The sequence below is a fragment of the Affinundibacterium baiyunense genome, from assembly GCF_018139645.1.
GTDB classification, from domain to species: Bacteria; Pseudomonadota; Gammaproteobacteria; order Burkholderiales; family Burkholderiaceae_D; genus Undibacterium; species Undibacterium baiyunense.
In genome coordinates, this window is record NZ_JAGSPM010000003.1 from 162,445 (window position 1) to 175,359 (window position 12,915).

Here is a 12,915-nt window from a genome sequence, read left to right on the forward strand (position 1 = left end):
GTTGACCTTCATCATGTCTAGTCGCACTCCTGCTCATCGTCGTACCTTCCTCAAAGCAGGTTCTACCCTTTTGCTATCGGTCATCGCACCAATGACTGCCAACGCCATGCAAATTTTAGCAGTGCGGGTTTGGCCGGCAGCGGACTATACGCGCGTCACCCTAGAAAATGATGCTGAACTCAAAGCGAGCCATTTTTTAGTCAAAGATCCGAATCGCATGGTGGTGGATATCGAAGGTTTGACTTTGAACGCAACCTTAAAAGATCTGGTCGCAAAAATACAAACTAATGATCCCTATATCAAACAAGTCAGAGTAGGACAAAATCGCCCGAATGTGGTGCGGCTAGTGTTTGATTTAAAAGAAGAAATTAACCCACAAGTTTTTAGCCTAAAACCAATTGGTGACTATCAACATCGCTTGGTATTTGATTTATATCCAGCCAATCCAGTTGATCCTATCACCGCCTTAATTGAAAAAGGTGAGTGGCACAAAGATGATGCCTTGACGGCTGCCATGTCAGGCAATAACAAAAACGAAAATGCCGCAAATAACAACAATAAGCACGACAACAAGAGCGACAATAAAGCAGAACAAAAAACCGATAAACCAGTAACGAATCAACAAATTCGCATGATCACCATTGCCCTTGATCCTGGTCACGGTGGCGAAGATCCGGGCGCAATTGGTCGAGCAGGCAGTCGCGAAAAAGATGTAGTGTTGGCAATCGCCAAACGCCTTAAACATCAATTAGAACAAGAAGACAATATGCGCGTGATGTTAACGCGCGATGGCGATTATTTCGTACCGCTACAAACTCGCGTCAAAAAAGCGCGTGGTGTACAAGCAGATTTATTTGTATCAATTCACGCTGATGCGTTTATCGAACCCAGAGCACGTGGCTCTTCTGTATTCGTGCTCTCAGAAAAAGGGGCAAGCTCAACCGCAGCACGCTGGCTGGCAAAAAAAGAAAATGATGCAGATTTAATCGGTGGCATCAATCTTAAAGATCAAGATAAACAATTAGCAGGCGTTTTACTCGATCTCTCAACCACAGCGCAGATCAACGACAGTATGAAAGTCGGCAAGGTCGTGTTAAAAGAAATTTCGGGCGTCAATCGTTTGCACAAACCTGCAGTAGAACAAGCAGGATTCGCGGTCCTAAAAGCGCCCGACATCCCTAGCATTTTGATTGAGTCAGCCTTCATCTCCAATCCTGAAGAAGAAGCCCGTTTGACCGATGAAGCCTATCAAAATGAATTAGCAGAAGCGATCGTTCGTGGAATTAAGAAATACTTTGCCAAGAATCCACCTTTAAACCGTGGCAAGATTGCTTAAACCGATACTGTTTTACTTGCTTAGGGAAGATACAGAGAGGGTGAAATCCGCACCGCGAGTCTCTTCAATACTTATGCAATCTATCAACACTATTCTCTAGGATAGATTCTTCTCAGTGTAGTGTCGCTTAACTCTCCCTTCTCTCGCTAGCGGGAGAAGGGCTGGGGATGAGGGACGTTCAGATTCAAATTAGATTTTGCACTCACACATAGTAGTTCTTTCTATGTATCTTCATTCAGCTTTTTTCGTGTGCTGAACTACCCTCACCCCTGCCCCTCTCCCGCTTGCGGGAGAGGGGTAATCTAGATCGATCCTAGTTCGAATCCAGATCGAATACACATACCCGTTCCAACTCTATCTCTGCGATTCATTTTTTAACTAAAACGCAGGGACAACCGCTCCCTTGTAACGTTCTTGAATAAACTTCTTCACCTCGGGCGAATTTAAAGCTGCTGCCAATTTCTTAAACGCTGGACTGTTCTTATTATCTTCACGTGCGACCAACAAATTGGCATATGGTGAATTCGCATCTTCGATAAATAAGGAATCTTTTAAGGGATTTAATTTTGCTTCAATCGCGTAATTGGTGTTGATCAATGCCAGATCGACTTGTCCTAAGATACGTGGCAAAGTCGCCGCTTCCAACTCTTTGAATTTAAGACTCTTCGAATTTTCAACGATATCTTTTTTGGTCGCGGAAATATTGTTCATATCCTTTAATTTCAATAGTCCTTGCTTTGCCAACAAAATCAAAGCACGGCCAGAATTAGCTGGATCATTCGGAATTGCAATCGTCGCACCGTTTGGCAAATCACTGAGTTTTTTGTATTTGCTGGAGTAGCCCGCAAATGGTTCTACATGTACTTTCACTAGCGGCACTTGCAAATCATTTTTATGACTTTTCTTAAATTCGTTTAAGTAAGGCTGAGTCAAATAATAATTACCATCAAGACGCTTTTCGTTAACCTGCACGCCAGGTTGGATGTAGTCAGTGAACACTTTGATTTTTAGCGTTACACCTTGCTTTGCTAACTGAGGTTTTACGAACTCTAAAATCTCGGCGTGTGGAACGGGATTAGCTGCAATCGTCAATGTTTCTTGTGCTTGCGCCACATTCGCGCATAGCAATAGACTCAATCCAGCAAGGGTAAAAACGCGACGACTTTGTTGATATAAAACGGACATAAAAGCTCTCTGTATTTTGTTAAATTCTTTGTGGAAATTTTTTCTCGTCTGTACGGCAAGCTGATTAAAACTCCTTCCCCTTCGAGGTGCAGTAGTTAGAGCCAGCGATTATTTGCGTGTAAATTTAGCGACCAACAGATCGCCCCACCATTGGAACAACTGAACCAAAATCACTAAGATCGCCACAGTTACGATCATGACCTCGGTTTGAAAACGTTGATAACCATAACGCAAAGCTAGATCACCCAAACCGCCGCCACCGATCACGCCCGACATCGCGGAATAAGATACCAAGGCAATCGTCGTCACCGTAGCTGCTGCTAGCAAGCCAGGCAAGGCTTCTGGCAGCAAGGCCTGCAAAATAATTTGATGCGTTTTAGCACCCATTGCCTGACATGCTTCGATGATGCCCTTATCCACTTCACGCAAGACATTTTCGACCAAGCGCGCAAAGAAAGGTGTCGTTCCTATCACCAAAGGTGGAATCGTTCCTGCTACACCTAGAGACGTCCCGACCAAAATCAAGGTTAAGGGAATCAAAACAATCAGCAAAATAATAAATGGCACCGAGCGCAGCATATTCACGACAAACGATAACAATGCATAAATCCCGCGCTGTTCTAGCAACTGCTTTTTACCTGTCAAAAACAGCAGCACGCCCAAAGGTAGGCCCAACAAGATAGTGAAAACCAAAGACACACCAGTCATAGTCAATGTATCCAAGGTCGCTTGCAGAATATCTTCCCAATCAATCACTGAAAAATCCATCTTAGTTCTCCTGTGTTTGATCTGGCGTGGAATTAATCGAACTCTGCACCAAATGATTCAAGACATCTACGCGAATATTCGCTTGCCCCAGCAGCTTTAAGACTTTATCGATTTCAACTTCTGAACCAAGCACTTCCACAATTAATTGGCCATAGGGAGTATTTTTAATGCGAGCGATCACGCCCTGTAAAATGGTGATCTCGGCACTGGTCTGCGCGGTAATACGACTTAATATCGGTTCATGCGTCGCATTTCCTACATACGTTAGACGTAATAAATAACTGTGCTCGGCGACATTTCCACGCTGTGCCAATTCTTGCAACAAACTCAGATCTAGCGCTTGATTCTCTGCTACCAAACTTTGCGTAACAGCGTGTCGCGGATGCAAAAACACTTCGACCACATTGCCAGTTTCGACAATCTCGCCGCTATCAATAACCGCAACCCGATCACAAATGCTGCGGATGACTTGCATCTCATGCGTAATCAATACAATCGTTAAGCCCAACTTTTGATTGATATCGAGCAGCAAGCGTAAAATCTGTTGCGTCGTTTCGGGATCAAGTGCCGAGGTTGCTTCATCACATAATAGTAAATGCGGATAATTGGCCAATGCGCGCGCAATCCCAACTCGTTGTTTTTGACCACCAGATAATTGCGCTGGATATTTATTCGCATGCTCTTGCAAGCCTACCAAATCAATCAACTCGGCAACCCGTTTTGTACGTTCTTCAGTTGTATATTTTCCAGTCAATTTAAGTGGAAATTCAATGTTTTGCGCGACGGTTTTCGCACTCAACAAATTGAAATGTTGGAATACCATACCAATCCGTTGACGCAGACTTTGTAACTGCGATGCATCAAATTGCGTGATATCTTCGCCCTCGAATACGACCTTGCCACGCGTAGGTCGCTCTAATAAATTTAAAGCACGCAACAAAGTGCTTTTACCAGCACCGGATCGACCAATGATGCCAAACACTTCGCCTTGCGCGATGTGCAAATTGATATTACGTAGCGCAGAAACCTGTCGTCCCTGCACCAAATAATCTTTTTCTAATTGCGCGATTTCTATCACGGAGGAATTCCCTTTTGGTTGTTCGCAATTGAGCAAAAATTGAGCAAAGCCGGATAAAGCTAAGTCAAGATAAGGAACATTCTATCGAAGTCGCTTATCTCTATCCAATCTTTTAAAAAGCTTAGCTTATAAGCTCAAAGCATTTAGTGACTTATACACTAGAATCACATGCAACATCGGCCGCAATAGAGCGTCGAACCCAACGACGAAACATGGGTTCTAAAAATACAGGAAGAGAATTGAGATAGTATGCGGGCCGCAACAGCATGCCGCATCGATATTGCCTAGACTCGGCATGCCATTCTAGCGCACGGCAAGCGCCGCGCCATTGCCACAAGAAGAGTCGGGAAACGGGACAAGGACTAGCTAAACAACAAACACCACAGCCATTACAAGCTTGTCCCACTATTGGTTTTGTTGGTGCCTCGGGCTGACACCATATCACTTGATGATCATGCCCCGAGGATTTCATCGCTGATCAAACTAGCTTAAGAGGACTTCTTAACAAATAATTTACGACCGAACTTCCAAGCCAAGCCAAGAATAATTGGAACGATCGCCGCGCCTACACCAACCATCACAATAATCGACAGATTATTTTTAATCAGTGGAATATGCCCAAAATAGTAACCAGCCAAAACCAAGGAAACGATCCATAGGATCGCGCCGAGTACATTGTAGAACTGGAAATTACGATGACTCATTTCGGAGAAGCCGGCAACGAACGGAGCAAAAGTACGCACGATAGGCGTAAAGCGCGCTAACACGATGGTTTTACCACCATGTTTCTCATAAAAAGCATGTGTCTTTTCCAACGCAGCTTTATCAATCCAACGTGAGTTACTTGCCATCACCTTATGGCCGACTGTACTACCTATCCAATAATTAATCGAATTACCGGAGATCGATGCGAATAAGAGAATTGCAATCAAAAACCAAGGGTCCATTGCACCTGCGGCACAAAAAGTCCCTGCAATAAATAACAAAGAATCACCTGGCAAGAATGGAAAAATAACAAAAGCGGTTTCACAAAACACAATCGCAAACAGCACGACATAAATCAGCGTGCCATATTGTTCGATTAGTTGCCCCATCTTATCGACATGCAACACCATATCTAAAAACTGCATAAAATCCATAATGCTCAACTTTCTTTGTGGGCAAGTTCTACTGATTATATTGAGTAAAAAGTCACGCGAGATCGCCTCGCGGCGACATCATACACTAAGCGAACACAGTTATAATGACAGCATGACGACAACATTAACTCCCCGCCCAATTCAGGCACTGCCTGATCACTTAATTTCTCAAATCGCCGCTGGCGAAGTAGTGGAACGCCCCTCTGCCGTAGTAAAAGAATTACTCGAAAATGCATTGGATGCTGGCGCCTCAAGTATTACGGTGCGGCTTGAAGAAGGTGGCGTCAAACGGATTGCAATCATTGATAATGGACGCGGCATTCCAGCAGATCAGTTACCGCTTGCCGTTCAACGCCACGCCACTTCAAAAATCAGCTCGCTAGAAGAATTAGAAAATGTTGCGACACTTGGCTTTCGCGGTGAAGCATTAGCATCGATCTCTTCGGTTGCTATTCTCACTTTGACGACACGTACCGCCGATGCGCCACATGCTTGGCAAATTGAAAATGGCAAAATCACTCCTTCCTCGGGCGCACAAGGCACCACCGTCGATGTCCAAGATTTGTATTACAACACACCTGCAAGACGCAAATTTTTAAAATCCGAACAAACTGAATTTGGTCATTGCGCTGAGGTGGTACGCCGGATTGCACTAGCACGACCCGACGTATCATTTTCTCTGTCGCACAACGGCAAAACCGTCGATCATTGGAATGTCAGCGCTATCGATAAACGCAGTGCCACCATTTTGGGCGAAGGTTTTGCGAATGCGCGCTTGCCTATCGACGAATGTGCAGGTCCATTGCGCTTACATGGTTTTATTGGTTTACCAACCGCATCAAAAGGTCGCGCAGATGCACAGTATTTTTATGTAAATGGCCGCTTTGTTCGCGACAAATTATTAACACATGCAGTGCGCGCAGCGTATCAAGATGTTTTGCATGGTGATCGCTATCCATCTTATGTCATCGCGCTCGATCTCGATCCCGCCTTGGTAGATGTGAATGTCCATCCGTCCAAGATTGAAGTACGTTTTCGCGATAGCCGTGCCGTGCACCAATTTGTTTTCCATGCGGTGAATCGCGCGTTAGCGCAAACCTCTGCAACCTCTTTTGGTACCGTACCCGCGCCCGCTACGGCTGGAATCGGCGAAGTGCAAAACAATAGCGGACGACTGCCATGGATAGGCGGCGAACAAACCAGCTTTTCAGCGCAATTTGCATCACCAGCTTTTGCTATCAAAGATAGTGACTTGAACCAAAGCGGTGGCTTCAGCAGCAATAGCGGCGGCACTGGTTACGATTACAGTTTCATGCAACAACGTGCGCAAGGCGCAGGAGTCGCTCAGTCCGCAGAAAGCTATGGTGCTTTTTTTGGCGACAAATCAGCAAAAGGGCCGGAATCACATTTACCCAACGTCGATCATCCACTTGGCTTCGCTCTGGCGCAACTACACGGCATTTATGTTCTGGCACAAAACAGCAAAGGTTTAGTGTTAGTCGATATGCACGCTGCACACGAACGCATCTTGTACGAACAACTCAAAAATGCTTTAGATGAAAACGCAATGCCTGTGCAGTCGTTGTTGATTCCAATGACTTTTCACGCCGACGGCGTTGAAGTGGGCACCGCTGAAGAGAATCAAGATATTTTAAAATCCTTAGGTTTTGATATTGCTGCCATCTCACCGACCACATTGGCAGTGCGCGCGGTTCCTGCACTATTGAAGAACGCTGACGCCCAATCTTTAGCGCGCGATGTATTACGCGAAGTTCGAGAATATGGCGGTTCTCGCGTGTTAATCGATAGACGCAATGAGTTGCTCGGCACCCTCGCCTGCCACACCGCAGTACGTGCCAATCGCAGTTTAACCATCGTCGAAATGAATGCCTTACTACGTCAAATGGAACAAACCGAACGCGCCGATCAGTGCAATCATGGACGTCCGACTTGGGTGCAATTGGGATTAAATGACTTAGATAGAATGTTTATGCGTGGGCAGTAATGTCATCAAACGCCTTGTTCGGGCGCATCGCATTGTTGCACTTAATTGCAATGCCGACGTAACGCTCCGTCGTGCGCCTAGCACTGCATCCCGACTCAACTATTTTCTGACACTACTAAATCTCCAGAATTTTTTCTAAAAATATGCAACAACAAAAAATCATCGCCATCATGGGACCGACCGCTTCCGGCAAAACCGCAGCGGCATTGGCGATTGCGCGTGAAGTTCCTGCTGAAATTATCTCGGTTGATTCGGCATTAGTGTATCGCGATATGAACATAGGCACGGCAAAACCCAATGCCGAAGAACTCGCCGCTGCTCGGCACCATCTGATCGACATTATTGACCCGAGCGAAGCGTATTCGGTTGCCCAATTCTTAAGCGACAGCGCCAGACTGGTCAAAGAAATACAAGAGCGCGGCAAGCTTCCTATCTTGGTTGGCGGCACCATGATGTATTACAAAGCACTCATCAACGGCATCGACGATCTGCCACCGGCTGATCCAGCCATCCGCGCGCAACTTGATGCCGATATGGCAGAGATTGGCGCACCGGGCTTACATGCACGACTAGCGCAAGTTGACTCCATCACTGCCGCACGTCTACAGCCCAACGATAGCCAACGGATACAACGCGCGCTAGAAATCTATCAGCTCACGGGTCAAGCAATGTCCGCACTGATCGCGCAACAGCCTAGAGCCGCCGCTCCTTTCGACTTGTTGCCGATTTCTTTAGAACCAAGTGAGCGTAGCTTCCTGCACGATCGCATCGCCAAACGCTTCGATCTGATGCTTGAACAGGGTTTTATTGACGAAGTACGTGCGCTCAAATCAAGACCCGAACTCAACGCTGATCTGCCATCAATACGTTGCGTAGGCTATCGCCAAGCTTGGGATTATTTAGGCGGCAGCATCAACTACCAAGAAATGCGCGAACGCGGCATCATCGCCACCCGCCAACTCGCCAAACGTCAACTCACTTGGTGCAGATCGATTCCAGATCGACACATAGTTGACTGCACAAAAGATAATATTAATCAGCAAGTTCTACAATGCGCGTTCGCCAACAGATAATTCAAACTGTAGAGATAAAAGAAATTAAGCGATCTTAAGCAATTTTAATAAATTCACAGCAGCATTTCAGATTAATTCTTGACGCATTAAACTTCCACTGGCATAATCTTGGGCTTCTTGGTGATATAGCTCAGTTGGTTAGAGCACAGCACTCATAATGCTGGGGTCGGTGGTTCAAATCCACCTATCACCACCAGAACACAAAGCCCTGTTAGCATTAACAGGGCTTTTTTGTTTCTTCACTACACCCTTGTTTTTTGCTTTGCAAAATACACATTTCTTCGACCACAGCACAACTGACGCAACAAACAAAATAGTCTCATTGTCGAGCATTCATTAAAACTGTGCGAAATTCCTCAAGTCAAGCGTAAGATTTATTTTTTTCAGCAATCTCTAATAAGGTGAACTTTGCCATCCGATTTAAAACCACGGGCTCTTTTTGAAGAGTTGCTTACGCGAAAAAAATACCTCTCTCAGAAGCACTCACATTCTTTCTGAAAAAAAAATGGCACACCTTACACTAGTCTGCGTCTCAATTTATCCTTGAAATTCATGGGGGAGATGCGCTCTGCTTAGTTGAACAGAATGAGCATGAGTTAACGTTTTCGGAGTCTCGCTTTCAAAATACTGAGCAGTACATGCTTACAATTAAAGACATGGCCGCATTAGACTCTCACGTTCAAAGCGGCTATCTGGTCTTTTCTGATTTAGGTTTTCAAGTTGAAGAAATTCCGCCAGATAGCTACTGCGCGTTGCAATTCGCTTCAACCTTTCGCATCGTGGGAGACAAGCTTGGTGCAGAATCATTAGTTGAACGAGTCAGAGCCTTCACACATTTTTTCACTCATCAACTCGCCATAAAATGTCTCGCGGACGTTGCAAAACTCTTCTCCTCAACTATCGCTGAATTGAACAACGAAGCTCGTCTCTCAGAAAAAAATAACCAAACTTGAAGCCATTTACGGTGAGCTATCTTTTTTTGACCGGGTATCGGTACACACCGTTTACCATAGCAAAGGTCGCGATAAAAAAATTATTTAGAGAGGTGAATTTACCCAAAGAAGTGCACCGCGATCTTCGCCGTAATGAGTCCGATTTTTTCTAGTCGGAATTCGCACCCCCAGTGGCAGCATGATTCACGCCGTCCGAATTTCACTCGGCATTATTGAAGAGAATGACCTGCTAAAAATCGCCAGCATCGCTTAGCATAAAGAATAAATTTGAATCGAAGTCATCGCTAAAGATTCAGACTTCGTGAAACAACATCAATTATTGCAACAGATGGCTTGTGATTATGGGCAAGGTTACTGGTACTCAAAACCCTTGCCCGAGGCTACTTTTATGGATTTCTTAGATGCCAAATCGAAAACCTAAAGCCTAATTCGAACATCCCAGATCAAACATCAACGAATCACAAAATGGTTAACAACTTCACGCAGGTGCCCCGCTTGTTCTAACAGACTCTCTGATGCTGCGGTGGCTTGTTCGACTAGAGCCGCATTCTGCTGTGTCATGCTATCGATATCGTTCACTGCTGCATTGATTTGCCGTATTCCAGCATTTTGCACTTCACTCGCTGCGGCGATTTCCGCCATGATGTCGGCGACATGCTTAACGCTATTAACAATCGCCTCCATGGTTTGACCAGCTTCATCAACCAAGCGACTTCCCTGATCCACTTTTTGTGTGGAATTGCCAATCAGTTCTTTGATCTCTTTTGCCGCACTTGCACTACGTTGCGCCAAGCTACGCACCTCAGATGCGACCACCGCAAAACCACGCCCCTGTTCACCCGCACGTGCTGCTTCGACCGCCGCATTCAATGCCAAAATATTGGTCTGAAATGCGATGCCATCAATCACACCGATAATATCTACGATCTGTTTGGAACTGTCTTTGATCGAGCCCATAGTTTGCACGACCTCACTGACCACTTCACCACCTTTACGCGCAATGTCAGAAGCCGCCAGCACCAATTTATTGGCTTGAATCGCGTGCTCAGTATTTTGCTGCACTGTTACCGTCAATTTATCCATGGTGGCAGAAGTTTGATCGAGTGAATTTGCTTGAGCTTCAGTTCTATTCGATAAATCAGCATTGCCATCAGCCATTTCACGTGATGCACTGATAATCGCGTCGACACCATTTTTAACTTCACTGACGGACTTGTGCAGCATCTCAATCACGTAGACCAATGCCTTACCAGAATCACTAGCGGGATGCATTTCATGATCACGCAAATTAATCACCCCATTTTGTCCATCTAACTCAGAGGTATAGTTCATCAACTCAATTTCTTGCACGCGATCGCGATTAATCTGCACGGCAATGTAGGACAGCACTGCTGCTTCTACAATCACATAAGCGGCATGCATCAGAAAAATAGCAAAGCTTGGCTTGGTAAAACAAATCACACCAAAACCTAATTCTTGCAGATAACCAAAACTAGCGTGATGCACCGCGATGGTTAATGCCGCGACCAAGATCACGCGCCAATCAGCATAGATCAATAAGAACGCTAAAAATGCGAAGATGCCAAAATGCAGCTCGGTCATGCCTAATGCCTGTTGTATGTGCAAAGCACAAAAAGACATCAGGGCAAATGCATTGACTAAGCGTGTGACTAACTGCCCCGGAAAAACATACATCAAATAGGCCGGCACTAATAACAAAGGCAAACCAACGAAGAATGCCATCTTCCAGGTGTCATGCCAACTTGCTAAAGCAAGCGCAAATAATTGCATACCAATTAAGATCACAAAAATCAGCGTATCTGATTTTGCATAGGTAGCGTCCAATTTGGACAGCAGTTGGTTTGACATAGAGAACTCCAGAAAAGCAAAACACCGAGGATCGATGTTAAAAAATATGAGCTTTCCTCAGTTTACTCTAATCGACTTTGATCCACATCAAGTTTGACAAGAAAGGCGTTGAAGTCGCCCACTAGAACATAGGTAGTCTTGTTAAGACTTATTGAATGATTCTAAGCTTTTTATTAAAGAGGAATTTTACAAAGATTACGAAGTGCGATTGATGCGCTATCGTCACAATTCAATCATGTGGCCGACAGGATATTGCAACCTGTTCGACTTTAAAATCGCATGTTTGAAAATACGTTGACATGATGTATCTTCACCATGACTGCGGGTGAATTGCGCGTAATTACCAACCTCACACAAGGCGTTTCACCCGATGACTAACAGTAGGAACCTTGCTCACTAAGGACTTGCTGAACACTCACTTAGGTGCGCAAGCTTTGGTGAAACTTTGTACTGTTTTACTACTATAACTGATCAAAATATGATCTAAGACTTACCTAAGCATTACTTAATTAAATACGTCAATTGAACAACGCGACAATCAAAACATCTGTATCTGCTAAACCAATATTGACTCTAGATACAAACTACATTACGTCTATAAGACGACACAAATTCATTCCGCAGCCATTTTAGCTTTTTCAGCAGCAGTCAAACGTTTCGCACGAATTTCTACCACTTGACTTACAGTCATTTGTGCCAACTCTAAATCGTAAGCAAGTTTATCTTCAGCGCTCATACGTTTTGCGCTGACTGTCACGGTCTGAATCGGTGCAACTGATGCCTCAACTTCTGTTGTGGTCGCAACGTTGACGATACCAACAAAAATGAGTGATGTTAAGCAAGCGGACGCGGCAGAAACGATCGCAGTTGCAGTAAATGTTTTCATGATTATTCTCCAAAGTTAGATTCAAAAATAGTGCGAAATGTCATTTGATTTCGCTGCTTATTTAATCGATTTGCACTTCGTTTTGCATTTCGATGTGTGTACTATATCCAAGCAAAAAATCAAGTTCTAGGGCAATGCGACGAACTGCAAAATTGCGCGACCGAAATACGGAAATGCGGGAATTAAAGTAAGCAATCCATGCACGAATGTAGTTCACCTCTTAGGTAAAAAGCGCCTTATGAAATTGCGGAGATATTCAAAGAAATAATGTACTTTTGTGCCGACGATACACTCCGATTTCAAATCAACTTGAAAGCGAATTGATAGCAGCTTGAAGATAAATGGGAAATGACTAGAATAGGAAAAAAATTGCAATGAAGGTGTATGCAAAATAATTTGAAAATGCTTTGAAAATAATTCTCTCTGTAGTGCTAACGCACCACCTATACACGTACAAAGAATATGCACAAAAACAAACTGTCGGCATCAGCCACAATCAGCTGTATTGAGAAGTTTTTGATCGATCTGTGGGTAAGTAAAGGCGGGAAAACAAATGAGTGCCTGAGGAGATGTGCTACTACTTAAATCTCTTCATCGCCGCTCTGAGGATAGACAACGGCGGA

General features: G+C 44.6%; 10 protein-coding genes and 1 tRNA gene. 5 read left to right on the forward strand and 6 right to left on the reverse strand.

Annotated elements, in window-relative coordinates:
• The first annotated feature begins 13 nt into the window (after positions 1-13).
• Positions 14-1,336: an N-acetylmuramoyl-L-alanine amidase gene (locus KDM92_RS06335; protein WP_212683559.1), complete on the forward strand. Its 1,323-nt coding sequence runs from the start codon at positions 14-16 to the stop codon at positions 1,334-1,336.
• Positions 1,337-1,714: 378 nt separating this feature from the next.
• Here KDM92_RS06335 and KDM92_RS06340 read toward each other — a convergent pair whose 3' ends face one another.
• The 4 genes from KDM92_RS06340 to KDM92_RS06355 form a co-directional block, all read right to left on the reverse strand.
• Positions 1,715-2,521, reverse strand: coding sequence for a MetQ/NlpA family ABC transporter substrate-binding protein (locus tag KDM92_RS06340; protein ID WP_212683560.1), 807 nt, complete (start codon positions 2,519-2,521; stop codon positions 1,715-1,717).
• Positions 2,522-2,629: 108 nt separating this feature from the next.
• On the reverse strand, positions 2,630-3,289 hold the full coding sequence (locus KDM92_RS06345; RefSeq protein WP_189346804.1) for a methionine ABC transporter permease: 660 nt from the start codon (positions 3,287-3,289) through the stop codon (positions 2,630-2,632).
• 1 nt (position 3,290) lies between these two features.
• Entirely contained in the window at positions 3,291-4,367 is a 1,077-nt protein-coding gene (locus KDM92_RS06350) for a methionine ABC transporter ATP-binding protein (protein WP_212683561.1), read from the reverse strand.
• A gap of 488 nt (positions 4,368-4,855) precedes the next feature.
• The gene (locus KDM92_RS06355) at positions 4,856-5,506 is read right to left on the reverse strand and encodes a VTT domain-containing protein (RefSeq protein WP_189346802.1); all 651 of its coding nucleotides are present in this window, start codon (positions 5,504-5,506) and stop codon (positions 4,856-4,858) included.
• A 112-nt stretch (positions 5,507-5,618) separates the two neighbouring features.
• On the opposite strand from KDM92_RS06355, the gene mutL reads away from it, so the two are divergent.
• The 4 genes from mutL to KDM92_RS06375 all read left to right on the forward strand — a co-directional run bounded on the left by mutL (position 5,619) and on the right by KDM92_RS06375 (position 9,537).
• A complete protein-coding gene (gene mutL, locus KDM92_RS06360; protein WP_212683562.1) occupies positions 5,619-7,511 on the forward strand; it encodes a DNA mismatch repair endonuclease MutL in 1,893 nt (630 codons plus the stop codon).
• A gap of 143 nt (positions 7,512-7,654) precedes the next feature.
• Complete coding sequence (miaA, locus tag KDM92_RS06365) at positions 7,655-8,584, forward strand: tRNA (adenosine(37)-N6)-dimethylallyltransferase MiaA (protein ID WP_212683563.1); 930 nt, start codon at positions 7,655-7,657, stop codon at positions 8,582-8,584.
• 119 nt (positions 8,585-8,703) lie between these two features.
• Positions 8,704-8,780, forward strand: a tRNA-Met gene (locus tag KDM92_RS06370).
• 442 nt (positions 8,781-9,222) lie between these two features.
• The gene (locus KDM92_RS06375) at positions 9,223-9,537 is read left to right on the forward strand and encodes a hypothetical protein (protein WP_212683564.1); all 315 of its coding nucleotides are present in this window, start codon (positions 9,223-9,225) and stop codon (positions 9,535-9,537) included.
• 450 nt (positions 9,538-9,987) lie between these two features.
• On the opposite strand, the gene KDM92_RS18860 is transcribed toward KDM92_RS06375, so the two are convergent.
• Together KDM92_RS18860 and KDM92_RS06385 are read right to left on the reverse strand one after the other, a co-directional pair.
• Positions 9,988-11,406: a methyl-accepting chemotaxis protein gene (locus tag KDM92_RS18860; RefSeq protein WP_212683565.1), complete on the reverse strand. Its 1,419-nt coding sequence runs from the start codon at positions 11,404-11,406 to the stop codon at positions 9,988-9,990.
• Positions 11,407-12,019: 613 nt separating this feature from the next.
• Entirely contained in the window at positions 12,020-12,292 is a 273-nt protein-coding gene (locus KDM92_RS06385) for a hypothetical protein (RefSeq protein WP_212683566.1), read from the reverse strand.
• Positions 12,293-12,915: the final 623 nt, after the last annotated feature.

Bases quoted from the DNA above. Each gene is read 5' to 3' on its own strand.
- KDM92_RS06385 (WP_212683566.1), bottom strand. From the start codon at position 12,292: ATGAAAACATTTACTGCAACTGCGATCGTTTCTGCCGCGTCCGCTTGC.
- KDM92_RS06375 (WP_212683564.1), top strand. From the start codon at position 9,223: ATGCTTACAATTAAAGACATGGCCGCATTAGACTCTCACGTTCAAAGC.
- KDM92_RS06355 (WP_189346802.1), bottom strand. From the start codon at position 5,506: ATGGATTTTATGCAGTTTTTAGATATGGTGTTGCATGTCGATAAGATG.
- KDM92_RS18860 (WP_212683565.1), bottom strand. From the start codon at position 11,406: ATGTCAAACCAACTGCTGTCCAAATTGGACGCTACCTATGCAAAATCA.
- KDM92_RS06340 (WP_212683560.1), bottom strand. From the start codon at position 2,521: ATGTCCGTTTTATATCAACAAAGTCGTCGCGTTTTTACCCTTGCTGGA.
- KDM92_RS06335 (WP_212683559.1), top strand. From the start codon at position 14: ATGTCTAGTCGCACTCCTGCTCATCGTCGTACCTTCCTCAAAGCAGGT.
- KDM92_RS06345 (WP_189346804.1), bottom strand. From the start codon at position 3,289: ATGGATTTTTCAGTGATTGATTGGGAAGATATTCTGCAAGCGACCTTG.
- mutL (WP_212683562.1), top strand. From the start codon at position 5,619: ATGACGACAACATTAACTCCCCGCCCAATTCAGGCACTGCCTGATCAC.
- miaA (WP_212683563.1), top strand. From the start codon at position 7,655: ATGCAACAACAAAAAATCATCGCCATCATGGGACCGACCGCTTCCGGC.